Below are 24,126 nucleotides of genomic sequence, written 5' to 3'. Positions count from 1 at the left end.
CTTTCCCCTCATACAAAAACAACAGTGAGGCATCCCATGGAACAGGCTTCGACACGCTGGTATTCCCAGCTCTACGTTCAGGTGCTGATCGGTATCGTCATTGGCGGTGCGATCGGCTTCTTCCTTCCCGACATTGGCGCCAAGCTGCAACCGTTCGCCGATGGCTTCATCAAACTGATCAAGATGCTGCTGGCTCCGATCATTTTCGGCACCTTGGTGGTGGGCATCGCCAAGATGGGCAGCGTCAAGGAAGTCGGGCGTATCGGTGCCAAGGCACTGATTTATTTTGAAGTGCTTTCGACGCTGGCGCTGGTCATCGGCCTGGTGGTGGTCAATATTCTCAAGCCGGGCGTCGGCATGAATATCGACGTCAACACCATCAACGGCAGCGCAATTTCAGGCTACACCCAGGCGGCGGCTGCGCAGGGTGGGGTGATCGAGTTCTTCATGAACATCATCCCGACCACGCTGTTCGACGCATTTGCCAAAGGCGCGATGCTGCAGGTGATTCTGGTCTCGGTGCTGATGGGCGTGGCGCTCGTGCAGATTGGTGAGCCTGTCAAACCCTTGGTCAATGTGATCGACATGCTGTTGCAGAGTCTGTTTCGCGTGGTCGCCATGGTCATGCGCCTAGCGCCGCTGGGGGCTGGCGCCGGTATGGCGTTCACCATCGGCAAATACGGGATCGGCACGCTGTTGTCGCTGGGCCAGTTGCTGGTGGCGCTGTATGTCACCACGCTGGTCTTTATCGTGGTGATCCTCGGGGCGGTTGCGCGTTGGTCGGGCCTTCCGTTGTTGCAGTTCCTGCGCTATTTCAAGGATGAAATCCTCGTCACCCTGGGTACGTGCTCAACGGAGGCGGTGTTGCCGCGCATGATGGTCAAGCTGGAAAAGCTCGGCTGCGAGAAGTCGGTGGTGGGGATGGTGTTGCCCACCGGATACACGTTCAACTCTGATGGCACCTGCATCTACCTGACCATGGCCGCGATCTTCGTGGCCCAGGCGACCAACACGCCACTGACCCTGTGGGACCAGCTGACCGTGCTCGGCGTGCTGCTGTTGACGTCGAAGGGATCGGCGGGTGTGGCGGGTGCAGGTTTCGTGACGCTGGCCGCCACGCTGTCCGTATTCCACGGCATCCCCATGATCGGTCTGGTGTTGCTCCTGGGCGTCGACCGTTTTCTGAACGAGGCGCGGGCGGTGACCAACCTGATCGGGAACGGTATCGGCACCATCGCCATCGCCAAGTGGGACGGGTCGTTCGACAAGGCCAAGGCCGCGCAGGAAATCGCCGCCATGAATGCGCGTTCGGGAAAACACGCCGGTGCCGGGACGTCAGGGGCTGAAGCGCTGAACCCGGCCCGCGTCGGAAAGTCGCAGGTGTGATGCGCAGAGGCAGGTGATCGGTGGTTACTCACCGGTCGTCGGCCTTTCCCGTTACAACTCGCGGTGGCCTGCGGTGATAGACTCTCGTCACTTCAGACGAGGAGCGACAGACGTGCGCAAGATGGCAATGATGGTGGCGGTAGTGATGCTGGCAGGCTGTGACGCTGGCAAACCCGCGCCAGCCCCCAAGGTATCGACCGCTGACTCGGTCGCAGAAGCACCGACCCCGGCGTCACCTCAATGGACCATTCGCGTTCATTTGAAAGAAGCGTTGAGTGACATGACGTACTGGCTGGTCGAGCACCATTACCCTTCTTACGTGGTCAAGGTCGAGGGCAAGGAAGTGGTCATGATCGGGCCGTTCGAATCTCAGGAAGTCGCCGAAAAAGCCAAGACCGATATCGACGCCGCGCTGGTCAAGGGCCATCGCCTGTCGCAGCTGGAAGTGATCCCGCCCAAATCCTGAGACCTCTCCCGACGATGTGACGCGACAGCACTGGCCTGCTGTGCCACCCTCTGTTCACGCGCTCGAATGCTCGAGCGCGTGAACCGGGAACCGCCGTTATGGACGAGATTCAACGCCTCAGTGAACTGCTGTCCGCCAACCAGCGTTTTGAGGAACAAAAGCATCAGCGTTTTCGGGATGACCTGACGCAGTGGAACGCCAGCATCGAGGCCCTGTATCAGCAGGTCGAGGACTGGCTCGCGCCCCTGGTCGAAGCGGGGCAGACCCGTTTTGAATACGAACCGCACCTCGCCCAGAACAAAGGTTATCCCGACGAAAACTCCCCGTTCATGACGCGCCGCATGTGCTTTGCACTGGGGACTCATCCGGTCGAGTTCGTGCCGGATGCGATGGGCTCGAAAGGGCAGGTGAGTCTTTCGGTCAGCGGCCTGAGCCTGCATGGACAGGAAAAATACAGCTTGCAACTGGATGCGGGCCGCAGGGACTGGATGCTGAGAAAGACCGTGGGTGTGAAGGACGCCGAGCCATTGGCGTTTACGGCGGATTACTTCGGCCGATTGCTGCAAGGCGTGGTGCCGCAGCGGCAGGGTTAAGATTCTTGACGGTTGCCGAGTGTTCAATCGTAGGAGCGCGCTTGCCCGCGAACTCGCCGTGTCAGCCAATGAAGATTTTGCTGATACAGCGCCATCGCAATCGCGGGCAAACGCGCTCCTACAGGGCTGGCCTCGTTTGAATCAACGACGACCCAGCAGCAGACCCACAACCAGACCAAAACCGGCGGAGATCGCCACGGTCTGCCACGGGTGGCCGCCGATGTAGGTTTCGGTGGCTTCAACGGCAGGTTTGGTGCGTTCACGCACGCTGCCGACTGACTCCAGAGCCTGTTTGAGCTTCACGCTCAGCTGCTGACGCACGGTTTCTGCCTCTTCGCCGACCAGCGCAGCGCTGTCCTTGAGCAGTTTGTCGGACTCTTCAATCAGGGAAGCCAGTTCGCTGAATGCCTGATCCTTGATCTGTTCGGCGGCGGTCTGGGCAGCAGTTTTACGAGCCATGGTTATTTCCTTTCAGTTGATGATGGCAGTGACCAATTGAGTCTTGCGGGTCCGGAAAAGTTGCACTGTATTCGCGCCTGCGCGTAAAAAGTGCGACGAATGTAATCGGGCATCCGTGCCGTCAGGTGTAAGATGCTGACGCTTTCGGGTCAGCACTGGCCCGGGATCGCGCGCCCTGTTTTTGAACACCCGTTTTTGCAGACCGAGGTAAACGTCATGAGTTACAACCTGGCCAACAAGACTCTCGCCGAGCGCGCCGAAATCGAAGACGAGAAGTCCCGTCTGTTCGAGCTGTGGCAGAGCAACCTTGGCAAGGCCAAGGGCGAAGCCGCCCGGCTGATGGGCGAGCGCGCCAAGCGCAAGGGCAAATGGTCGGAGTGGGTCCGGGCCGAGCTGGACGCCATGTCGCCGCCGGAATTTGCCAACATGGTCCGTGCCGAGGTCAATCGCCTGGTGGCCGCTGCCCGAGGTTGAGGGTTCAGGCGCTGTCCTTGAACAGCGCCTCGATGGCTTCTCGTACTTTCATGACCGCCGGGTCCATCTGAGCGCTGGTGCGCCAGCCCAGCTCGATGGGATAACGCGGCATCGACAACGGGCAATCGAGCAGGGCCAGGCCCGATAATTGCGCCACCGCTTCGGCCGCATGCGCTGGAATGGTCGAGATCGCGTCAGTGCCTTTGAGCAGATAGGGCAGCGCCGCGAAGTGCGTGGTGGACGCGCACACCGTCCGCGTCAGCCCCAGACTCGACAACCCTTCATCGACCATGCCGATGATGCCGCCCGACGACACCAGAATCTGCTCGCGGGCGATGAACTCTTCCAGGGTCAGCGCCTGCTGACCTGGCCTCAAACTCGCGGCATCGGCCAGACACAAATAGCTCCCTTCGCCCAACACCCGCCGACTCAGCAACCGGTCGGCCAGCCCGCCTGACGCGATCGCCAGATCGATGCTGCGCTCCATCAATGCCGCGCCGACGATCTGGCTGTGGGTTTGACGAAAGATCAACCTGAGGCCGGGCGCTCGTTCGCGAATGGAAGCCATCAGGCGCCTGCCAAACGCCATCTCGAAATCGTCCGAGAGCCCCAGCGCGACCGAGCGACCTTCGAAATGTGCGCCTGACGGGTCGACCATGGCCAGGCTCTGTCGGCACTTGTTCAAGGCGTCCGTCACAACGGGTTTGAGCTGATTGGCGCGCAGAGTGGGGGCCAGGCCGCGTCCAGTGCGGATGAACAATTGATCGTCGTACACGTCGCGCAAACGCCGCAGCGCCGCGCTGACCGCCGATTGAGTAACGCCCAGGCGCAACGCTGCACGGCTGGCGCTGGTTTCATCGTGCAGGGCTTCAAAGACTTTCAGCAGGTTGAGGTCGACGTCGGCGATATTCATCTGGTTCATATCATTTACAATTGAGCAGGGCTTTATTCATGTTGGGTGACGGGAGGACAATTGGCAACAGATGCCTCATACCGCCAAACAGGAGTTTTCCAATGCCCAAATCCATCGTTGCTGCGCTGCAGATCGGCGCGTTGCCCGGCGGCAAAGCCGACACGCTCGCGCAGATTCTGTCTTACGAAGCGGCCATCCGCGATGCCGGCGTCAGCGTTGTGGTAATGCCCGAAGCGTTGCTCGGCGGCTACCCAAAAGGTGAAACCTTCGGTACTCAGCTAGGTTATCGGCTGCCGGAAGGGCGTGATGCGTTCGCCCGCTATTTCGAGAACGCCATCGATGTGCCCGGTGCAGAAACCGACGCATTGGCCGAGATGTCGGCCCGCACCGGCGCCAGCCTGGTCATCGGGGTGATTGAGCGGGCGGGCAGCAGCCTGTTCTGCACTGTGCTGTTCTTCGAGCCGGAAGGCGGTCTGGTCGCCAAGCATCGCAAGCTGATGCCTACCGGCACCGAACGGCTGATCTGGGGCAAAGGTGACGGGTCGACATTACCGGTCATCGATGCCAAGGCCGGGCGCATCGGTGCGGCAGTGTGCTGGGAAAACCAGATGCCGCTGTTGCGCACCGCGATGTATGCCAAAGGCGTGGAGATCTGGTGTGCACCGACCGTAGATGAGCGGGAAATGTGGCAATGCACGATGCGCCATGTCGCGCAGGAAGGTCGGGTCTTTCTGATCAGTGCGTGCCAAGTGCAGGCGTCGCCCCAGGCATTGGGTATCGACGTGGCCAACTGGCCGGCTGAGCGGCCATTGATCAATGGCGGCAGCGTGATCGTGAGCCCCATGGGAGAAGTGCTGGCCGGACCGCTGGTTGGAGAAAAGGGCTTGCTGACGGCTGAGATCGACACCGATGAACTGGTGCGCGCGCGGTACGACTTCGACGTCGTCGGTCATTATTCCCGGCCGGACGTTTTCGAACTGGTCGTGGATGAGCGCGCCAAGCCTGGCGTGCGGTTTGTCAGTGATTGAATGAGCATCTCCGTGATCAATGCCGCCTGTGGATTTTGAGGCAGTTCACCAACTCCCACTCGCTGGCTGCGGGAGGCTCAAGGTCCCGCTGTCATAGAAACGCATGGTGCCAAACAGCCCGCCCGCCAGCTTGCCGTGCAATTCGTACGGCAGGTTGTCCAGACGCTGCTGCTCGCTCAGACCGACCGCCTGACGCAATGCGGCGAAGGCCGACACCGTCACCGGCACGGTCAACACCCCTTCAGAAAACCGCGTAATCGTGCCTTTCTGGTCGCTGACGCCCGACGCCAGCAGCTTGCCGTTCACGTCCAGGTTCAACGCGACGCCGTCATACTGGATGTCGGTGTCGTTCGGATTCTGCAGGCGCAGTTTCACCGCAAACCGGATTTCCAGGTCCTGCCCGGGCAGGGGCTCGATGCCCACCACGTTGATGTTCAGCGGGTCGCGGTTGGGGAACAGCGCGCAAGCGCTTAACGCCAGAATCAGTAAGCAGGCAAAAAAGGTCCGAAGGGGACGTAATTGCATCGTAATGCTCCAGTTGCCGAGGCCAGGCAGGGGCGCGACTGCGTCCCTGCCAACCAGCCTAGCGGTTCAACTGTGCGACCGCTTGTGCGGGGAGAGGTTCTGTTTCGGCGTTCTTTTCAACGTCGGGTGCCGGGTCCTGCAACACCTTGAGGGTCGAGGCTTCGGGGTCGAATTCGGTCAGCTCGTCTTCAGCATGCTCTTCCGGCAGGAAGATATTGAGCAGGATCGCGCAGAACGCGCCTACGGTGATCGGCGATTCAAAGATGTTGTGCAACGCTTTGGGCAGCTCACGCAACACTTCCGGGACCGCCGCGACGCCCAACCCCATCCCCAGCGAAATCGCCACGATCAGCATGTTGCGCCGGTGTAGCCCGGCCTCGGACAGGATCTTGATGCCTGCGACCGCCACGGTGCCGAACATGATCAACGTCGCGCCGCCGAGTACCGGCTTGGGCATGAGTTGCAGGACGGCGCCGATGATCGGGAACAGCCCCAACAGCACCAGAATCCCGGCAATGAAGAACGCGACGTAGCGGCTTGCCACGCCGGTTAACTGGATCACGCCGTTGTTCTGCGCGAACGTGACCATGGGCAGGCTGTTGAAGGTGGCGGCCATCGCCGAGTTCAGACCATCAGCCAACAGGCCCGATTTGATCCGCCGAATGTAAACCGGCCCGCTGACGGGTTGCTGCGAGATCATCGAGTTGGCCGTCAGATCGCCGGCCGCTTCCAGTGGAGACACCAGAAAGATCACCGCGATCGGGATGAACGCCAGCAGGTCGAACGAGAAACCGTATTTGAACGGCACCGGAATGCTCATGACCGGCACCTGCGGCATGTGCGCGAAGTCCACGCGCCCCATGTACCAGGCCACCAGAAAGCCCAAGGTCAGGCCGATGATGATCGCGCTCAGGCGCAGCAACGGAATATTGAAACGATTGAGAATCACAATGGTACCGAGCACCAGTGCAGCCAGACCCAGGTTGGTGGCTGAACCCAGATCGGTAGCACCGAAGCCGCCCGCCATGTCGGTCATCGCGACCTTTAACAGCGACAGGCCCATCAAAGTAATGATGGTGCCAGTCACCACTGGCGTGATCAGCTTGCGCAGCTTGCCAATGAACTGGCTCAGCGCAACTTCGACGAAGGCGGCGCAGAAGCACACGCCGAAGATGGTCGACAATATTTCATCGGTGCCGCCGCCCCGGCTTTTCACCAGAAACCCGGCGCTGAGGATTACGCTGAGGAACGAAAAGCTGGTGCCCTGCAAACATAGCAGCCCTGAACCGATGGGGCCGAAGCGTTTGGCCTGGACAAAAGTGCCCAGGCCGGACACGAACAACGCCATGCTGATGAGGTAGGGCACTTCGCTGTCCAGTCCCAGCACGCTGCCGACGATCAGGGTCGGCGTGATGATGCCGACGAAGCTCGCGAGCACGTGTTGCAACGCTGCAAATATCGCGGCGGTAAAGTGTGGACGGTCGTTGAGCCCGTAGATCAGGTCGGTCCTGTTCTTGGGTGACACGGAGCGGGACGAAGAGCTGCTTTGCGGTGTGGTCATGTTTAGCCTGCCATTTGTTTTTATACGGTCATGGGCTTTGCAAGTGACGCTGTCCTGACCTGTATACAAAAGCTGTCTAGCTGGTCAGGTTTTGCGACTCTACAACATGTCGACACATGGAAAAACAATTCATTTGTAAATTGTGTACAAAAAAATGGCATGGGCGGGACGCGCGGTCGTAGTAAAAAGGGCGCGCAGAATGCCAGAAAAGACTTCGCGGGTCTGCGCTAGACGCTTATTCTGTCGCCGGTGAACCTGAGTCGTCTGCTGGCGTCGAACTCAGGGTGTGACATTCGGGGAAAGTCAGCGGTGGTCAGCATGACTCTCAACCAAAAGGTCCCGACAAGGAGGTTCCAACTGGGGTTTACTGTTCTTCATGAGCACTGCACATCAATTTCCGTTGACCGATCTGCAAATCGCCTTGATCTCTCGGGCATTGGCGGATCGCAGGCGTTATCAGATTCTGGTCCAGATCAGCGAGTCGACCGAACCGGTGCCCTGCGCCGAGTTGCTCAAGGTGCATCCGGTGAGCGCCGCAACGGTGTCCCATCACACCAAGGAGCTGGAGCGTGCCGGTCTGATTTCCACCATCCGCGAAGGCAAATACGCCAGCTTCCTGATGCAGCGCGAAGTGTTGAAGGCGTACGCGGAGCAACTCATGCAGTTCTGCTGATGGAGCGTTTGCTCGTCATGTGTGCGTGTCATCCTCATCAGACATCCTATAAAGCAGCCTTGACCATTACTGGTATATGCCCGTAAATTGTCCGGCTTGTTTTCCCATTCTCCCGCCTCGCGCAGGCGCATCCGGAGCTTCTTATGTACCCAGACGTTCAGCTGTATATCGATGGCCAATGGCGAGCCAGTGAAGACGGCCGCACCATTGCCGTGATCAACCCGGCGACGGGCGATACCCTGGGCACGGTTGCCCACGCCAACATCGCCGATCTGGATCAGGCGCTGGCCGCCGCCGAGCGTGGTTTTGAAACCTGGCGCAGCACCCCGGCGTATGACCGCTACAAGATCATGCAAAAAGCCGCCAATCTACTGCGTGACCGGGTCGATAACATCGCCAGCATCATGACTCAGGAGCAGGGCAAGCCACTGGCCGAAGCGCGCATGGAAACCCTGGCCGCCGCCGACATCGTCGACTGGCTGGCCGAAGAGGGCCGCCGTGCGTACGGCCGCCTGGTGCCGTCGCGCAACGTCTCTGTGGAACAGAAAGTCATCAAGGAACCGGTCGGCCCGGTCGCCGCATTCACCCCGTGGAACTTCCCGATCAACCAGGTGGTGCGCAAGTTGTCTTCTGCACTGGCGGCGGGTTGCTCGATCATCGTCAAGGCGCCGGAAGAAACCCCGGCTTCGCCTGCGGAACTGATCCGCGCCTTCATCGACGCTGGCGTACCTGCGGGTGTGATCGGCCTGGTCTACGGCGATCCGGCACAGATCTCCAGCTACCTGATTGCCCACCCGACCATCAAGAAAGTCACCTTCACCGGCTCTACGCCCGTCGGCAAGCAGCTGGCCGCCTTGGCCGGTCAGCACATGAAACGCGCCACGATGGAGTTGGGCGGTCATGCGCCGGCACTGGTGTTCGACGATGCCGACATCGATCTGGCGGCGCGCACCCTGGCAGGCGCCAAGTTCCGTAATGCCGGTCAGGTCTGCGTGTCTCCGACGCGTATTCTGGTGCAGCGCGGCGTGTTCGATGCGTTCGTCGAGAAGTTCGTCGGCCTGACCCACGAGGTCAAAGTCGGCAATGGTCTGGAGCAGGGCGTCACCATGGGCCCTCTGGCCAACGAACGGCGCGCGCCAGCGTTGACAGCGCTCATCAACGATGCCTGTGAAAAAGGCGCCACGCTGCACACCGGCGGTAAGGCCATCGACGGCCCGGGCTACTTCTTCCAGCCAACCGTCCTCAGCGGCTTGACCACTGACATGCGCGTCATGAGCGAAGAACCGTTCGGTCCACTGGCGTTGCTGGTGCCATTCGACACCGTCGAGGACGCCGTGAAGGAATCCAACCGCGTGCCGTTCGGTCTGGCGTCCTACGCGTTCACCACCTCGATGAAAACCGCCCACATCCTCAGCACCCGCATCGAAGCCGGCATGCTGTCGATCAACCATCAGGGCATCGGCCTGGTGGAAGTGCCGTTCGGCGGCGTCAAGGATTCCGGTTACGGCTCCGAAGGCGGCACCGAGGCGATCGAAGCGTACCTGAACACCAAGCTGGTGACGGTGTTCAACCTGTAAGGCTTAGACGGCTGTATCCAGACAGAGAGCCCACCCAATGGTGGGCTTTTTTGTGGGACATCCCGAGCGACACGCACTCGATGGGAGCGAGCTTGGGCTGGGCCGCATCCGGACGAAGACTGAGTTTCAGCCGCTGAAAATGTGGCAGGCTGTCCCGGCCTCTTCGTCGGAATGCCGCCCAGGCCAAGCTCACTCCCACAGGTTTACGGTCGGCCCGGGCATGGCAGGCAACCTCTGCTATCGCCGCCAGGTCCGTTCCAGGTATCGGGCACACCACATTCCCTGTGGGAGATTCTATGGTTCTCAAACCAGTGCGGTCAGTCGGTTTCTTGAGAATCGCAAAGCCTGACAGCATGCGCTGTATCCCGGATGACGCAGAGCGTCATTGAATGTGTTACCACGCTGAGCGTGGGAACCATCAGCCTGTTCGCGATAGGAATGAGCCAGTTTCATCAAGGGTGAATGACACATCGAATTCGTCAGCAAGCTAACTCCCACAGGCTTATGTTTATTCAATGATTGAAGTGTTGAATCTAAGCAGCGCAAAGCGCGCTGTGGCTCTTGATCTTCATACCGCAGCAGCCCAGACACCACAAAACGCGACTTGGGTGCAGGCTGAACGCAGGCGGCGTGGAGTGGGCCGAGCGGCATGGATGCCGCGAGAGCGCTGCTAGGACATGGATGTCCGTTCAGCGCGGGTCCACGGAGCGTCGCCGGAGTGAAGGGACCCGACGAAGTCGGGCCAAACCGGGAGCCTCAGACCCTTGGTTACTTGGGGTCTTTTCAAGTAACCCGCCGAAGGCGGAACAGTTTGGCCGTTAGGACAAACCAAACCAAACCATCAGCGTCACCTCAAGTAGTGGAAATGCACACCATACAAGCGAGCTTGGTCTGGGCCGCATCTGGACGAAGGCTGAGTTTCAGCCGCTGAAAATGTGGCAGCCTGTACCTGCTCCAAGCGAGCCCCACTGCGTTTTGTCTGAACTCCCGCCCAAGCGCCGGACTCTCAAGCCAGAGATCACCCCGATCACTGGCGCAAGGATCAGGCATGAGCACCATGGGCACTCCATCCGAATCGCAGCAGGGCAAGGGCAAGCTGTTCGAAACAGACCTCCCGGCGCGTCTCGACCGGTTGCCGTGGGGGCGGTTTCATACCTTGCTGGTGTTTGCGCTGGGCATCACCTGGTTGCTCGACGGACTGGAGGTCACGCTGGCCGGGTCGGTGTCCGGCGCGTTGAAAGAAAGTCCGGTGTTGCGATTGACCAATGCCGATATCGGTCTGGCGGGCGGCGCTTACATCACCGGGGCCGTGCTTGGCGCGTTGTTTTTCGGGTGGCTGACCGACCGGCTGGGGCGGCGCAAGTTGTTCTTCATCACTTTGGCGCTGTACATCAGCGCGACGGCCGCCACGGCGTTTTCGTTCAGCCTGTGGAGCTTCATGTTGTTTCGCTTTCTCACCGGCATGGGCATCGGCGGCGAGTACACGGCGATCAATTCGACGATTCAGGAATTCACCCCGGCGCGTTTTCGCGGCTGGGTCGATCTGACCATTAATGGCACGTTCTGGATTGGTGCGGCCCTGGGCGCAGGCGGGTCGATACTGCTGCTTGATCCTGACTGGATCGGTGGCGATCTGGGCTGGCGTTTATGCTTCGGGATCGGGGCCGTGCTGGGATTGGTGATTCTGCTGATGCGCCTGTGGTTGCCGGAAAGTCCACGCTGGTTGCTGATCCATGGTCAGGCTGAGGAGGCGAGGGTGATTGTCGAGGGCATCGAAGAACGTTTCCGTCAGCAGGGGCATGAGCTGTCGACGCCCACCGGCCAGAAGCTGCGCCTTCACGCCCGGGACCACACGCCGCTGGGAGAGATCTTCGACACTTTGTTCAACACCTATCGGCAACGCGCGCTGGTGGGACTGACACTGCTCACCGCCCAGGCATTTTTCTACAACGCGATCTTCTTCACCTACGCACTGGTCCTGACCGAGTTTTATCAAGTGCCGTCGGCGTCGATTGGCTGGTACGTGTTGCCGCTGGCCTTGGGCAACTTCTGCGGGCCATTACTGTTGGGGCGCCTGTTCGACGTGATCGGACGGCGCGTCATGATCAGCCTCACCTATGCGATTTCTGCGGTGTTGCTCAGCATCAGCGGCTACCTGTTCGAGCAGGGTCTGTTCAGCGTCACCCAGCAGGCGATTGCCTGGATGATCATCTTCTTCTTTGCTTCAGCGGCGGCCAGTTCGGCCTATCTCACGGTGGCCGAAACCTTTCCGCTGGAGATTCGTGCGTTGGCGATCGCCGTGTTTTACGCCTTCGGCACAGCCTTGGGCGGGATTGTCGGTCCCACGCTGTTTGGCGAATTGATCGACAGCCATCAACGCGGTCCGGTGTTCGTGGGCTATCTGATCGGTGCGGCGTTAATGCTGTTGGCAGCGACTGTGCAGGCAATCTGGGGCGTATCGTCGGAACGCAAGTCGCTGGAAGAGGTGGCGCGCCCGCTGTCGCAAGCCAGCGATTGATCCACGGACGGGCAAGGGTGCACTGGTCAGTTTTCTTCAATACGCCGTGCGTCCTGTTCTTTAACGTCCCCGTTCATTCATTGAACGGAGAACGGCTGTAATGAACCTGATGATTTCCATGGCGACTTTTGCACTGGCGGCTTCCATTTCACCCGGCCCGGTCAACGTGGTGGCGTTGAGCAGTGGGGCGCAATTCGGGCTGGTTACCAGTTTGCGACACGTGATGGGGTCGACGGTCGGCTTTGTGGTGCTGCTGATCTTCACCGGCTTTGGTCTGCACGAGGTGCTGCATCAGTACCCGATGCTGACCGACATCATTCGCTGGGCGGGCATGGCGTTTCTGGTGTACCTGGCGTGGAAACTGGCGATGGACGACGGCCGCCTCAACGTCGACAAACCCACCCGCCGGCCGTCGTTCTGGCATGGCGCAGCGATGCAGTGGCTCAACCCCAAAGCATGGCTGGCGGCAGTGGCGGGGATGGGGGCGTTTGTCGCGGATGGCGAAGCGCGGTTGATCGGTCTGTTTGCGCTTGTTTACTTTGTTGTCTGCTTCTTGTCCGTCGCGTGCTGGGCCTATGCCGGTGCGTTTCTGGGACCTTACCTGCGCAGTGCCCATCGCATCCGGGTGTTCAACCGCAGCATGGCGGCGTTGCTGGCCGGGTGTGCCGTTTCATTGCTTTACGTCTGAATCACTGACGGTATTGGCCCGGTGTCGCGGCAAGGTGCTTTTTGAACACCCGCTGGAAATGCGCCTGATCGGAAAACCCGCTCTGCTGGGCGATGTCGGCAATCGGCTCGCCTTCGCGCAGTTGCGCCTGGGCATGCTGAATGCGCCGGTTGATCAGGTAGGCGTGGGGCGTCATGTGGTAATGCTGCTCGAACGCGCGAATCAGGTACGCCTCCGACAGGTTGGCCGCCTGGCAGATTTCTTCCAGGCGGATGGCGCGCAGAAAATGCCGGTTGATGTACTGCGCCGCGCGTTCCACTTTGGCGTTGACCTTCTTCAGCGGTGCGTCCGCACCTCCCAACCGTTGTTGCAGGAGGGTGAAGAAGGCGATGGCCGCTTCGTGTTTTTCCAGTGCATCCAGCCCCGGGTCGATCAACGTCCGATGCAGATCCAGCAGCCCTGAAAAAAGCGCCGCATCGGTACTGGAGATGGCCGGAATCGGGCGAAACCCATCGATGCCACACGCCTGCTGAACCCGGCCCAGCCACTGTGCATCGACGTACAGCATGAGGTACGACCAAGGCTGATCGTCAATGGGGTTGCACGCGTGAACATCGCCAGGGTTCATCAATACCACGGTGCCCGTGCTGATGCGCTGTTCGTGCTTTTCGTGCAGGTAGGTGCTGTGCCCGGAGGTGATGGCACCGATGGAAAACACGTCGTGGGAATGGCGCGAATAGCAGACCTTGCGGCCATCGGCGATGGAGCGCGCCTCGATGAAAGGTAGCTGCGCGTCCCTCCAGAACACCGGTGTTGCTGCGTGGTTCACCGGGTTCTGGAGGGTCATGTCAGGTCATCCTTTGCTGCGCTTGCAGCTGTGGAAAATATCGAGGGCCGGCTGGTATTCGGTGGTGTTGACGCCGAGCAAGCCTAGCACCGAATGAAACATGTAGTCATGGCTCAGGTCGGGCTGGTTCTGCTTGGCCGCCAGGCAACTGCGGTCGATGCTGGCGTCTTCCAGCGTCTGGTTGCCGAACCACATGACCATCGGCACGTGAGTCTGCGCGCTTGGGGCGATGGCGTACGGCGCGGCGTGCAGGTAAACACCGTTTTCACCCAGCGACTCGCCATGGTCCGAGACGTAGATCATCGAGGTGTCCACTTTGTCTTGATTGCGCTTGAGCAGCTCGATGGTCTGCGACAGGAAGTGGTCGGTGTACAGGATCGTGTTGTCGTAAACGTTTTTCAGCTCATCCGACGTGCAACTGCCCAACTGGTTGGTGTGGCAGACCGGCGTGAAGCGCTCCATGGTTTTCGGGTAACGATCGTAGTATTCGGGGCCGTGGCTGCCGTCGGAGTGCAGCACGATGATGGCGTTATCTTTTAGCGAGTCAATGTAGTCCTGCAAACCCACCAGCAGTGCTTCGTCCAGGCAGTTCTGACCGTCGCAGAACGGGCTCGGCTGGGTTTTTGGAATGTCGCTGTGCGGCACGCGCAGACAGGTGCCCTTGCAGTCGCTGTTGTTGTCCAGCCACACGACCTTCAACCCCGCACGCCGCAGCATGTCCAGCAGGCCTTCGTAGGTCTTGCCTTTCTTGTCGCTGTAATCGCTGCGGGGAAACTTGGAGAACATGCACGGCACCGACACAGCGGTCGAGGTGCCACAGGAGGCGACTTGCGTGAAGTTGAGAATGTCTTGCTTCTTCAATTCCGGGTTGGTGTCGCGCGCATAACCGTTGAGCGAGAAATGGTCGGCGCGGGCGGTTTCACCCACGACGAAAATCATCAGGCTCTTTTTCGGCCGCTGCTGTGCTTCTGCGCTGAGTACCGAATCTTCACCGACGGCCTGGATCTTAACGGTTTCCTTGATCGCGACCGTCTGCTTGGTCAGCTTGCCGATGGCGTAAATGTAATTGGTCGGGTTGATGAAGTGGGTCAGCTTGTCTTCATCGCGAAAAATAGGCGCGTAGGTGGAATAGAACGGTCCGACGGAGGCGGCGATCACCAGCACGCAACCGATGCACACCAGCACCTTGTTGACCAGACCGGGCAGCACACGGCGATAGGTGACCGGGATCATCCAGATCACGGCAATGGGCAACGCACCCAGCAAGCCCAGGTACAGGAACAGCTTGCCGCTGATCAGGGCCTTGGCCTCGCCGGGGTTGGTTTCCAGCACGTTCTGCATCATCACGGTGTCGATGGTGATGCCGTAAGTGTTCATGAAGTAGGCCGCCGAGGCGGAGCACAGCGCCACCAGACTCAGCACGGGCTTGAGCGTGGGTTTGAAAGAGAAGGGGGTCAGCAGCAGCGTAATGGCGGCCCAGAGAAAGAACGCAAAAGAGGCGTAGAACGCAATCGCCTTGATGCCTTGCAGCTGGGTCAGACCGACCAGGGCATGCCATGTCGCCAGGTTGTAAAAGGCAACCAGAGACAGGGAGAACAGCATGACGAGGCGAGTGGAGGTAACCGGTTTCAGCTTTGAACGCATTTCCATATAAAGCACTACTCGAAACATGGCCCGCACGTGCGCCAAAACGGTCCTATCCTTGCGACCGGCACGTCGGACAAACCTGTCGATGACAGGTGGATTAATGGGGGAGGCGTAGGTCGCGCGGAGTTTTTCAGAATGTTTGTGAAGACTTTGTGAAACAGCGTAGACGAACTGTGAGGACACTCACGTATTTTTCAACAGGCAGAGTGGCGTGCCAGAGCCTTTTTGCTAGCCTGCGAAACATCGTCACAAAAAAGTGCCAGTATCTTGATGTCGTTGCTTAACAGGAGGGTGCGGGATGAAGCTCATCGGCATGCTGGATTCGCCTTACGTTCGGCGGGTCGCGGTCAGTCTTAAGCGTATGGGCATTGCGTTCGAACACGAGTCGGTCTCGGTGTTTCGAGGCATGGAGCGTTTCAGGGAGCTCAATCCGGTCATCAAGGCGCCCACGTTCATCACCGATGACGGCCAGGTGCTCATGGAGTCCAGCCTGATTCTTGATTACGTCGAGTGTCTTAAGGGCGCAGGCAATGGGTTGATGCCTGTGGCACTGGCGGAGCGGGCACGAACCCTGCGTCTGACCGGGCTGGCCTTGGTGGCTTACGAGAAAGCCGTGCAGATTTATTACGAACGCAACCTGCGGCCGGCCGAGATTCAGCATGCACCGTGGGTCGAGCGGGTCAGCGAGCAATTGAAAACGGCGTGCGCGGAACTTGAGCGGGAGCTGATCGAGCGGCCGTTGAGTGCAGGTCAAGACATCGGTCAGGACGGCATCAGCATCGCCGTCGGCTGGTCGTTCATTCAACTGGTGGTGCCCGATCAGGCCAGCGCCGAGTCCTATCCGGTCCTGGCGGCGTTCGCGTCAGAGGCCGAGCGACTGGACATCTTCAAAAGCCTGCCGATGGTGTAGGCCGGCGCGTTAGATCCGGCCAACCCGGGTCTACTGCGCCATGACCTTCGCCAGCGTCCCGTCCTCTTTCAATTGTGCGAAGGCGGCGGTGATGCGTTTGACCGTCTCGTCAGGCGTCTTGAGACTCAGTGCGACGTAGAGCCCTTTGGACAGCTCGTCAATCGTGTACACGCTTTCCAGGTCTTCGAAGGCGATGTGCAGGTCTGCGCACTGCTCCCGTGCCTCACGTTCCGGCAACGGTACCAGCGCGACCTGTCCGCTCAGCAGTTTGCGCAGGTTGTCGAGGTTGTTGGACGACACCACCATCTTGCTGAAACCCTTGCCCTCCAGGTATTCCTGACGCGAGTCATCACGCACCACGCCGACGCTGTAGTTCTTGGCGTCCTGCAGGCTCTTGACCACGACGTCGCGACGTTCACGCAGTTTGTAGAACATCGGCGTGACCTGATCCAGTTCGCCCACCCATTTGAACAGCGGCTCGCGCTCGGCGCTGCGAATGATCGGGTAGATCAGCACGTTGGCTTCCAGTCGCGCCATGTCATAGGCGCGCGCCCAGGGATAGAGGGCCATGTGGTACTCGGTGACGCCGGCCTTGGCCAGGGTCTGCTCGACGATTTCACTCGCGACCCCTACGACCTTGCCGTCGCGCAATTCGCTGTACGACGAATCTTCGGTGACCACCTGCAGCGGCTCGGCCTGAGCCTGCAGGCAGAACAGCACCAGCACGGTCGCTGCGGCAGCGCGCCAGCCCTGTTTGATCGAGTGTGAGGCATTGCTCATGTCAGATCCTCCCTGATCAGATCACGCACCGGTTACGGCCCTGACTTTTGGCCCGGTATAACGCCTTGTCGGCGCTTTGGAGTAATTGGTCGAAGCGATCCATGGTCGCCGCGTCGAGTTCGGCGATGCCAATGCTCAGCGTGACGTAGGGCGACACCGCCGACGCGCTGTGGGGCAGCTTCTGATTTTCCAGCAGTTCACGCAGACGCTCCGCAGAGTCCAGTGCCTGCTGCCGGTTCTGGCCTGGCAGCAGCACCGCGAATTCTTCCCCGCCCAGACGCGCCACCAGTTCACCCGACCGGGAAAACAGCGCGCTCATGGTCAGTGCGACGTCGCGCAGGCACTGGTCGCCCATCGCATGGCCGTAGGTGTCGTTGTACAGTTTGAAGAAATCGATGTCGCACATCAGCACCGAAAACGGTTGCTGGTGGCGCAACGCACGGTTGAATTCCAGCTCCTTGAGCTCGTCGAAATGCCGGCGGTTGGCAAGGCCGGTCAATGGGTCGAAACGGGTCAGGGCTTCGAGACGGATGTTCGCCGCCTTCAACTGCGCCGTGCGTTGTTCGACCAGCTCGGCCAGTTGGTCGCGGCTGGCGGCCAGGGCGATTTCGTCGCGGGTCTGGCGCTCCAGGTGGTTGGCCAGCTTGTCTTGCAAATCGTTGACCCCGGCCTCCAACAGGTCCAGTTCGTCACTGGCGTTACCCCGTCGCTCCAGCGCGAGGTGCTGTTTGAGGTTTTGCGGCGTCAGTTGTTCCAGGTGACGGGCGATGCGACGTACGTGCAGCGTCACCGAACGGTTGAACATGCCCATGATCAGACCGGCAAGGGCCAGCGACTGGATGATCTGGGTCAGCATGATGATCCCGACTTCTTTCCACAGGCGCTTCCAGAGCAGGCTTTCGTCGCCCTCGATGATCAACTCGCCGACCACTTCGTTGGCGCCGGGGTAGGGAGTGACCATCAACTGGCGATGCAACGCCGGGGCGAGAATCGAGCCGGTATGCCCCGGATGCTGACGCTCCAGCACCTCGGCCGCACGGCCTGGGCGAAGGATGCGCAGCTCGACACGCCCGACGGGAGCGGCCAGCGCCACGCTGTCGATCTGGGCCTGCAAGGCTTCGCTGTCCATTTCCCACACGGCCTTGGACAGCGTGCCCTGGAACACCTGATCGATCAGGTTCAATTCGGCATTCATGGTCGCCAGGTTGTTGCTCCAGGCAAACCAGGTGCGCACCGTGACGGTGGCGACCGTGAACAGCACACAAAACGCCAGTGTCGCCATCACCAACCGGCGCGCCAGCGAGCCGGTGCGAGGCCGCACAGCGAAATGTTCAGGGAGTTTCGATTCGGACTCTGCGAGCATGCTCAATTCCATTTCCGCGCAATAGCATCGTAGGTTCCGTTCTCACGAATGGCGTTCAGGCCCTTTTGAAACAGCTGAACAGTAGCATCCGCCGTCCCTGCGCTGAAAGCCATGTTGAACCCTCCTGCTTCTTCCAGCGCGGGCACGCGCAATGACTGCACCAGCGTGCGGCCTGGGTCGTCGCCGACCTGGCGGGCCAGGTAGTCGGCGTTCAATTCGTCGGAGATCCACAGGTCGACGTGCCCGGTTTGCAGCTTTTGATAGTTGAGCTCGTATCGGTTGCTGGACTGCAGTTGCTGGCCAATCAAGAACTTCTGACTCATGAGGTATTGCTCGCCCACGTCTTCGTTGACCGTTGCGGTCTGCCAGTCGCGGGCGTCGTTCAGGTCCAGGAGGGTGACCGGATGGGCAGACGAAGAATAGATGTACCAACGAGAGGAGGCGATGGTGCCGACCCACTTGAACAGGTGCTCGCGCTCGGCCGTGCGGGTGATGGAATAGATGAGGACGTCAGGGTCGTGCAGCGCCAGGTCGTAGGCGCGCGCCCATGGCATCGACTGAATGGTTGCCTGGACGTTTACCTCCTTCAGTACCGCCTGCACCACCTCCGTGCTCATCCCGGTCAGCTGACCGTCGCGGGTCATGTTATAGGGCGGCAACTCTTCGGTGACGATGCGAATCGGTTCGGCCTGAACCCCCAAAACACTCAGGCACAGCCATACGGCGTGATCAAGCACGCGGCGGGCCAGGCGACGGAGAACAGGGGGTGTCATGGACGGCTACCTCATGGCTGCAGTCGCAAGGTCTTCCGATTCCGGACGGACATCGGAAAAGGAACACGACCAGACTGCTTCGTACAACCACGATATCGGCTGATTAATCCGGCACTTGAGAGCTTTATCTGCCGTTCATCATGTGGTGCTCTGGGTTATCAGTTGCGCGTTTCCAGCGTCTGATGACCCCGAGGACACAGTTGGCAGGGCGTAACCCTGTGGCGTTCTGCCACACCGGCGGATTCTGCGTTTTTTGACCCAGATCAAGGGTCTCGGACGAGGCTGTAGGAAAAATACCCCGCACCCCGACGAGTCCTCAACATGCCCGGTCCTTTCGATTTCCTCAAACACCCGCTGGCGAAAGAGATAGGTCTGATCCTGTTGATCAAACTCGTCTTGCTGATGGCGATTCGCAGCGTCTGGTTCGACGCTCCGGTCGAGGTCAGGGACGACGGGGTGCAAGCCGGCCTGCATGTCGTGGGCGCCCCTCCCGAACTTCCTGAGAAGAACCCAAAATGATTTCGGAATCAGTCGTCGACTTATCTCGGCTGCAGTTCGCAATGACCGCGCTGTACCACTTTCTGTTCGTCCCGCTGACGCTGGGCATGACCTTCCTGCTGGCGATCATGGAGTCGGTCTACGTCATGACCGGTAAACAGGTCTACAAGGACATGACTAAATTCTGGGGCAAGCTGTTCGGCATCAACTTTGCCCTGGGGGTGACCACGGGCCTGACGATGGAATTCCAGTTCGGCACCAACTGGGCGTATTACAGCCATTACGTGGGCGACATTTTCGGCGCGCCGCTGGCCATCGAAGGCATGATGGCGTTCTTCCTTGAGTCGACCTTCATTGGCTTGTTCTTCTTCGGCTGGGACCGGCTGAGCCGCGTGCAGCACCTGACCGTCACGTGGCTGGTGGCGATCGGTTCCAACCTGTCGGCCTTGTGGATTCTGATCGCCAACGGCTGGATGCAAAACCCGGTCGGCGCCGAATTCAACTTCACCACCATGCGCATGGAACTGACCAGTTTCAGCGACCTGCTGTTCAACCCGGTCGCACAGGTCAAGTTTGTTCACACCGTTGCTTCCGGCTACGTCACGGGCGCGATCTTCGTGCTGGCGATTTCCAGCTGGTATTTGCTCAAAGGTCGTGACATCGGCTTCGCGCGCCGCTCGTTCGCCATTGCCTCGGCGTTCGGTATGGCCTCGATCCTGTCGGTGATCGTGTTGGGCGACGAATCCGGTTACGAAATCGGTGACGTTCAGAAAACCAAGCTCGCCGCCATCGAGGCTGAGTGGGAAACCGAACCGGCGCCTGCTGCGTTCACGCTGTTCGGTCTGCCGAACCAGGCGGAGCAGCGCACCGATTACGCGGTGAAGATTCCGTATGTGATGGGCATCATCGCCACGCGCTCGGTGGACAAACAAGTCACCGGCATTAAGGACCTGGTCAGCGAGCATCAGGCCCGCATCCGCAATGGCATGGTCGCATACGACCTGCTGGGCAAGCTGCGGGCCGGCGACAAGACCCAGCAGACCCTCACCGCCTTCAACGACGTAAAGAAAGACCTGGGTTACGGCCTGTTGCTGAAGAAGTACACCGACAAGGTGGTGGACGCCAACGAGCAACAGATTCATCAGGCCGCGCTGGATTCCATTCCTCACGTCGCCTCGATCTTCTGGACCTTCCGCGTGATGGTGCTCAGCGGCGTGTTGATGCTGCTGTTGTTTGCCTGTGCCTTCTGGGCCTCAGCGCGCAAGAACGAATCCAGCAAGCGCTGGTTGCTCAAGTGGGCGCTGTTCAGCCTGCCGCTGCCGTGGATCGCTACGCAGACCGGCTGGTGGGTTGCCGAGCACGGTCGTCAGCCGTGGTCGATCGGTGAAGTGCTGCCGGTGCACCTGTCGGCGTCGACGCTGTCGTCGGGCGACGTGCTGGGCTCGATCCTGGCGCTGGTGGGTTTCTACACCGTGCTGCTGATCATCGAGATGTACTTGATGATCAAGTTCGCCCGACTCGGCCCAAGCAGCTTGCACACCGGTCGCTATCACTTCGAACGACGCGACGCTGACGTGTCCGCCGCACCCCAACCGACGCTGGCCTGAGGAACACACGATGTTCGATTACGAAACACTCAAACTGATCTGGTGGGTGCTGGTCGGCGTGCTGCTGATCGGTTTCGCCCTGACTGACGGCTTCGACCTGGGCGCGGCGATGCTGATGCCTTTTGTCGGTCGCAATGACAACGAGAGAAGGGTAGTGATCAACACCATCGCGCCGCACTGGGACGGTAATCAGGTGTGGTTGATCACCGCCGGCGGCGCACTGTTCGCGGCATGGCCGCTGGTCTACTCGGCGGCGTTTTCCGGCCTGTATTGGGCGCTGCTGCTGGTGCTGTTTGCCTTGTTCGTGCGCCCAGTGGGCTTCGATTACCGCAGCAAGCTGGAAAACACCCGCTGGCGGCAGAGTTGGGACTGGGGCCTGTTCGTCGGGGGGCTGGTGCCGTCGCTGGTATTCGGCGTGGCCTTTGGCAACCTGCTGCTGGGCGTGCCTTTCCAGTTCGATGACACGCTGCGCTCAAGCTATCAGGGTAATTTCTGGCAACTGCTCAGCCCGTTCGGATTACTGGCGGGCGTGGTCAGCCTCAGCATGCTCGGCCTGCACGGCGGCAGCTGGTTGATGATGCGCACCGAGGGCGCGATTGCCCGTCGTTCGCGGCGTGCCGCGCAAGGATTGTCACTGGTGTTCTTGCTGGCGTTCACTGGCGCAGGTGCCTGGCTGCTGTTCGGCGGCATTCAGGGCCTGGCCATCACCTCGACATTTGACCCCAGCGCCGCGCTGAACCCGTTGGCCAAGACCGTCGCGGCGACCAACCCTGGCTGGATGGCCAACTATCACGCGCATCCTTTGACCGTCATTGCGCCGTTGCTGGGGATTTTCGGTGGTCTGCTGGCGTTGCTGGGTGCCAGCGCGGGGCAGGGCAGAACGGCCTTCCTGGGCAGCAGCCTGGCGATCGTCGGCGCACTGTGCACCGCAGGCTTCGCACTGTTTCCGTTCGTCATGCCGTCGAGTCTGGACCCGGCGTCGAGCCTGACCGCATGGGACGCAGTGTCCAGCCATAAAACCCTGATCATCATGCTCATCGCGGCGTCGATCTTCGTGCCGCTGATCCTCTGCTACACCCTGTGGTGCTACGCCAGGATGTGGGGCACGGTCACCACCGCACACATCGAGCACAACCCTCACGGTCTTTACTAAGGAGAATCGTCATGTGGTATTTCGCCTGGATTCTTGGCGTATTGCTGGCCTGCAGCTTCGGCATCATCAACGCCTTGTGGCTGGAGGCTGCGGACGCCCGGGCTCGGGAGAACGGTCGTGACCGCTGAGGCGCTGGCCGCTCCCTACAGGCATGCCATCGGCCGGGTCTTGTCCCTGCTGATGGCGGTGCCTTTGAGTCTGGTGCTGCTGATCCACCCGGCATCCATGCTCAATACTCAGGGCCATTATTCCCACAGCCTGTTGATGCTGATCATGTGGGGCGTGGCCGCAGGCTACGTGCACGGGGTCGGCTTCGAACCTCGGGCGCTGGCGTGGCGGGTGGTGTTCCACCCGCTGCTGGCGTGGGCCTTTATGGCCCTGGGGTTTGGGTTGTGGGTACTCGCGCGTCAGTGGATCTGAGCCTTTGGTGTTTTCAGGACCGGCAGAATGGACAGCGCGATCAACGCGGCAATGACGCACAGCAGGCCTGAGATAAAGAAGGCCGGCAGGTAGCTGGCGAAATGCGTGCGTGTCCATCCGGCACCGAAAGCGGCGAAGGCGGCGCCCAACTGGTGGCCGGCGAAAATCCAGCCGAAGACAATGTTGGCACGCTCAGGTCCGAACTTCTGTACCGTCAGCTTCACCGTTGGCGGTACGGTGGCGATCCAGTCCAGGCCATAGATCAGGGCGAAGAACGACAGGCCGTACACCGTGAAATCCGAGAACGGCAGGATGATCAGCGCCACCCCGCGCAGCCCGTAATAGCCGAACAGCAGCCAGCGGTTGTCGAAGCGATCCGACAACCAGCCTGAGCCGATGGTCCCGATAAAATCGAAAATCCCCATGACCGCGAGCATGCCCGCTGCAGTGGTGGCGATGAGGCCGTAATCGCCGCACAGGCTGATGAAGTGAGTCTGAATCAGGCCGTTGGTACTTGCGCCACAGATGAAAAACGTCATGAACAGCACCCAGAACGTCCAGGTCCCGGCCACGTCACGCAGCACCTTGATCGGCGTGACCAGCAGTTCGGCGAACGTCTGATTGCTGGCCACCACCGGCTGTATGTCGGTCTCGCCATAGGACGGCAGTTGCAGGTCGGCAGGGCGGTTGCGCATCAGCGCGAGCACGGCAACGCCGGCGATCACGATGGCGACACAGATGCAGGTCAGCGCGGTCCGCCAGCCGAAATGCTCGGTCAGGTTGGCGAGCATCGGCATGAACACCAGTTGACCGGTGGCGGAGCTGGCGGACAGCAAGCCCATCGCCATGCCGCGGCGTTGCGAGAACCAGCGCGTGGCAACCGTTGCTCCCAGCACCATGGCCGTCAGTCCGGTGCCGAAGCCCACGACCAATCCCCACAACACCACCAGTTGCCAGAACTGCGTCATGAACAGCGACAGGATCATGCCGCTGGCGACCAGTGTCAGGGCTGTCAGCACAACCTTGCGGACACCGAAGTGGTTCATGAAGGCGGCCGCGAACGGTCCAACCAGACCGAACAGGGCAAAACGCACCGCGAGCGCCGAAGAGATTTCGGCCGTGTCCCAGCCAAACTCTGCCTCCAGCGGCTTGATGAACACCCCGGGAGCACCGACCGCACCTGCCATTACCAGCATGGTCAGGAATGTGACGGCCAGAATGACCCAGCTGTAATGAATGCGGCGACGCGAGAGCGAGGCTGCAAGAACCGACGAAACCATGAGTGTTC

The 24,126-nt window shown here is 60.3% G+C and carries 25 protein-coding genes; 15 read left to right on the top strand and 10 right to left on the bottom strand.

The genetic code is table 11. The annotated features are described in order from the left end of the window. Positions 1 to 36: 36 nt before the first annotated feature. From dctA to ABDX87_RS02050, 3 genes are all read left to right on the top strand, one after another. Entirely contained in the window at positions 37 to 1,386 is a 1,350-nt protein-coding gene (gene dctA, locus ABDX87_RS02060) for a C4-dicarboxylate transporter DctA (RefSeq protein WP_346831349.1), read from the top strand. Between the two features lie 112 nt (positions 1,387 to 1,498). Further along, a complete protein-coding gene (locus ABDX87_RS02055) occupies positions 1,499 to 1,852 on the top strand; it encodes a hypothetical protein (RefSeq protein WP_346831348.1) in 354 nt (117 codons plus the stop codon). Positions 1,853 to 1,950: 98 nt separating this feature from the next. After that, positions 1,951 to 2,445 carry a hypothetical protein gene (locus tag ABDX87_RS02050; protein ID WP_346831347.1) on the top strand — a complete coding sequence of 165 codons (495 nt, stop codon included), beginning with the start codon at positions 1,951 to 1,953 and terminating at the stop codon, positions 2,443 to 2,445. Positions 2,446 to 2,586: 141 nt separating this feature from the next. Here the strand turns inward: ABDX87_RS02050 and ABDX87_RS02045 are convergent, their stop codons facing one another. After that, positions 2,587 to 2,904 carry a DUF883 family protein gene (locus ABDX87_RS02045; RefSeq protein ID WP_346831346.1) on the bottom strand — a complete coding sequence of 106 codons (318 nt, stop codon included), beginning with the start codon at positions 2,902 to 2,904 and terminating at the stop codon, positions 2,587 to 2,589. 216 nt (positions 2,905 to 3,120) lie between these two features. On the opposite strand from ABDX87_RS02045, the gene ABDX87_RS02040 reads away from it, so the two are divergent. Continuing rightward, positions 3,121 to 3,378 (top strand): hypothetical protein, encoded by a 258-nt coding sequence (locus ABDX87_RS02040; RefSeq protein WP_346831345.1) that lies wholly within the window; start codon positions 3,121 to 3,123, stop codon positions 3,376 to 3,378. Between the two features lie 4 nt (positions 3,379 to 3,382). On the opposite strand, the gene ABDX87_RS02035 is transcribed toward ABDX87_RS02040, so the two are convergent. Beyond that, positions 3,383 to 4,300 (bottom strand): LysR family transcriptional regulator, encoded by a 918-nt coding sequence (locus tag ABDX87_RS02035; RefSeq protein WP_346831344.1) that lies wholly within the window; start codon positions 4,298 to 4,300, stop codon positions 3,383 to 3,385. 92 nt (positions 4,301 to 4,392) lie between these two features. Between ABDX87_RS02035 and ABDX87_RS02030 the strand changes: the two genes are divergently transcribed. Then, positions 4,393 to 5,319 (top strand): carbon-nitrogen hydrolase family protein, encoded by a 927-nt coding sequence (locus ABDX87_RS02030; protein ID WP_346831343.1) that lies wholly within the window; start codon positions 4,393 to 4,395, stop codon positions 5,317 to 5,319. A gap of 45 nt (positions 5,320 to 5,364) precedes the next feature. Here ABDX87_RS02030 and ABDX87_RS02025 read toward each other — a convergent pair whose 3' ends face one another. Both ABDX87_RS02025 and ABDX87_RS02020 read right to left on the bottom strand, forming a co-directional pair. After that, entirely contained in the window at positions 5,365 to 5,844 is a 480-nt protein-coding gene (locus ABDX87_RS02025) for an LEA type 2 family protein (protein WP_346831342.1), read from the bottom strand. Between the two features lie 58 nt (positions 5,845 to 5,902). Beyond that, on the bottom strand, positions 5,903 to 7,405 hold the full coding sequence (locus ABDX87_RS02020; protein ID WP_346831341.1) for a nucleobase:cation symporter-2 family protein: 1,503 nt from the start codon (positions 7,403 to 7,405) through the stop codon (positions 5,903 to 5,905). 376 nt (positions 7,406 to 7,781) lie between these two features. On the opposite strand from ABDX87_RS02020, the gene ABDX87_RS02015 reads away from it, so the two are divergent. The 4 genes from ABDX87_RS02015 (at position 7,782) to ABDX87_RS02000 (ending at position 12,861) form a co-directional block, all read left to right on the top strand. Further along, entirely contained in the window at positions 7,782 to 8,078 is a 297-nt protein-coding gene (locus ABDX87_RS02015; RefSeq protein ID WP_074749710.1) for an ArsR/SmtB family transcription factor, read from the top strand. 143 nt (positions 8,079 to 8,221) lie between these two features. After that, on the top strand, positions 8,222 to 9,655 hold the full coding sequence (locus ABDX87_RS02010) for an NAD-dependent succinate-semialdehyde dehydrogenase (RefSeq protein WP_346831340.1): 1,434 nt from the start codon (positions 8,222 to 8,224) through the stop codon (positions 9,653 to 9,655). Positions 9,656 to 10,712: 1,057 nt separating this feature from the next. Then, a complete protein-coding gene (locus ABDX87_RS02005) occupies positions 10,713 to 12,173 on the top strand; it encodes an MFS transporter (RefSeq protein ID WP_346831339.1) in 1,461 nt (486 codons plus the stop codon). A gap of 100 nt (positions 12,174 to 12,273) precedes the next feature. Beyond that, positions 12,274 to 12,861: a LysE family translocator gene (locus ABDX87_RS02000; RefSeq protein ID WP_346831338.1), complete on the top strand. Its 588-nt coding sequence runs from the start codon at positions 12,274 to 12,276 to the stop codon at positions 12,859 to 12,861. A gap of 1 nt (position 12,862) precedes the next feature. On the opposite strand, the gene ABDX87_RS01995 is transcribed toward ABDX87_RS02000, so the two are convergent. Continuing rightward, positions 12,863 to 13,687, bottom strand: a complete 825-nt coding sequence (locus tag ABDX87_RS01995; protein ID WP_346831337.1) for a helix-turn-helix transcriptional regulator — start codon at positions 13,685 to 13,687, stop codon at positions 12,863 to 12,865. A gap of 6 nt (positions 13,688 to 13,693) precedes the next feature. Continuing rightward, a complete protein-coding gene (locus ABDX87_RS01990) occupies positions 13,694 to 15,358 on the bottom strand; it encodes a phosphoethanolamine transferase (protein WP_431061202.1) in 1,665 nt (554 codons plus the stop codon). Positions 15,359 to 15,632: 274 nt separating this feature from the next. Here ABDX87_RS01990 and ABDX87_RS01985 point away from each other — a divergent pair, with 274 nt between their 5' ends. Further along, entirely contained in the window at positions 15,633 to 16,244 is a 612-nt protein-coding gene (locus tag ABDX87_RS01985) for a glutathione S-transferase (protein ID WP_346831336.1), read from the top strand. A gap of 30 nt (positions 16,245 to 16,274) precedes the next feature. On the opposite strand, the gene ABDX87_RS01980 is transcribed toward ABDX87_RS01985, so the two are convergent. The 3 genes from ABDX87_RS01980 to ABDX87_RS01970 are packed head-to-tail and all read right to left on the bottom strand — an operon-like array spanning position 16,275 to position 19,160. Then, positions 16,275 to 17,024, bottom strand: coding sequence for a substrate-binding periplasmic protein (locus tag ABDX87_RS01980; RefSeq protein WP_346831335.1), 750 nt, complete (start codon positions 17,022 to 17,024; stop codon positions 16,275 to 16,277). A 16-nt stretch (positions 17,025 to 17,040) separates the two neighbouring features. Further along, entirely contained in the window at positions 17,041 to 18,387 is a 1,347-nt protein-coding gene (locus ABDX87_RS01975) for a GGDEF domain-containing protein (protein WP_346831334.1), read from the bottom strand. A 2-nt stretch (positions 18,388 to 18,389) separates the two neighbouring features. Continuing rightward, positions 18,390 to 19,160, bottom strand: a complete 771-nt coding sequence (locus ABDX87_RS01970; RefSeq protein WP_346831333.1) for a substrate-binding periplasmic protein — start codon at positions 19,158 to 19,160, stop codon at positions 18,390 to 18,392. Between the two features lie 321 nt (positions 19,161 to 19,481). Here ABDX87_RS01970 and cydP point away from each other — a divergent pair, with 321 nt between their 5' ends. Genes cydP through ABDX87_RS01945 form a run of 5 tightly spaced genes read left to right on the top strand, consistent with a single transcriptional unit; the run spans position 19,482 to position 22,838 of the window. Continuing rightward, entirely contained in the window at positions 19,482 to 19,679 is a 198-nt protein-coding gene (cydP, locus tag ABDX87_RS01965; RefSeq protein ID WP_346831332.1) for a cytochrome oxidase putative small subunit CydP, read from the top strand. Further along, positions 19,676 to 21,265, top strand: a complete 1,590-nt coding sequence (locus ABDX87_RS01960) for a cytochrome ubiquinol oxidase subunit I (protein WP_346831331.1) — start codon at positions 19,676 to 19,678, stop codon at positions 21,263 to 21,265. Before cydP ends, ABDX87_RS01960 begins: the two co-directional genes overlap by 4 nt. A gap of 10 nt (positions 21,266 to 21,275) precedes the next feature. Then, complete coding sequence (cydB, locus tag ABDX87_RS01955) at positions 21,276 to 22,418, top strand: cytochrome d ubiquinol oxidase subunit II (protein WP_346831330.1); 1,143 nt, start codon at positions 21,276 to 21,278, stop codon at positions 22,416 to 22,418. An 11-nt stretch (positions 22,419 to 22,429) separates the two neighbouring features. After that, positions 22,430 to 22,546, top strand: coding sequence for a cytochrome bd-I oxidase subunit CydX (gene cydX / locus ABDX87_RS01950; RefSeq protein WP_346831329.1), 117 nt, complete (start codon positions 22,430 to 22,432; stop codon positions 22,544 to 22,546). Between the two features lie 52 nt (positions 22,547 to 22,598). Beyond that, the gene (locus ABDX87_RS01945) at positions 22,599 to 22,838 is read left to right on the top strand and encodes a cyd operon YbgE family protein (RefSeq protein WP_431061302.1); all 240 of its coding nucleotides are present in this window, start codon (positions 22,599 to 22,601) and stop codon (positions 22,836 to 22,838) included. Here the strand turns inward: ABDX87_RS01945 and ABDX87_RS01940 are convergent. Continuing rightward, entirely contained in the window at positions 22,826 to 24,118 is a 1,293-nt protein-coding gene (locus ABDX87_RS01940) for an MFS transporter (RefSeq protein ID WP_346831327.1), read from the bottom strand. The genes ABDX87_RS01945 and ABDX87_RS01940 overlap by 13 nt on opposite strands. Between the last annotated feature and the right edge of the window lie 8 nt (positions 24,119 to 24,126).

The organism is Pseudomonas abietaniphila (genome assembly GCF_039697315.1).
Lineage (GTDB): Bacteria > Pseudomonadota > Gammaproteobacteria > Pseudomonadales > Pseudomonadaceae > Aquipseudomonas > Aquipseudomonas abietaniphila_B.
This window is presented reverse-complemented; position numbering and strand designations above follow the sequence as displayed.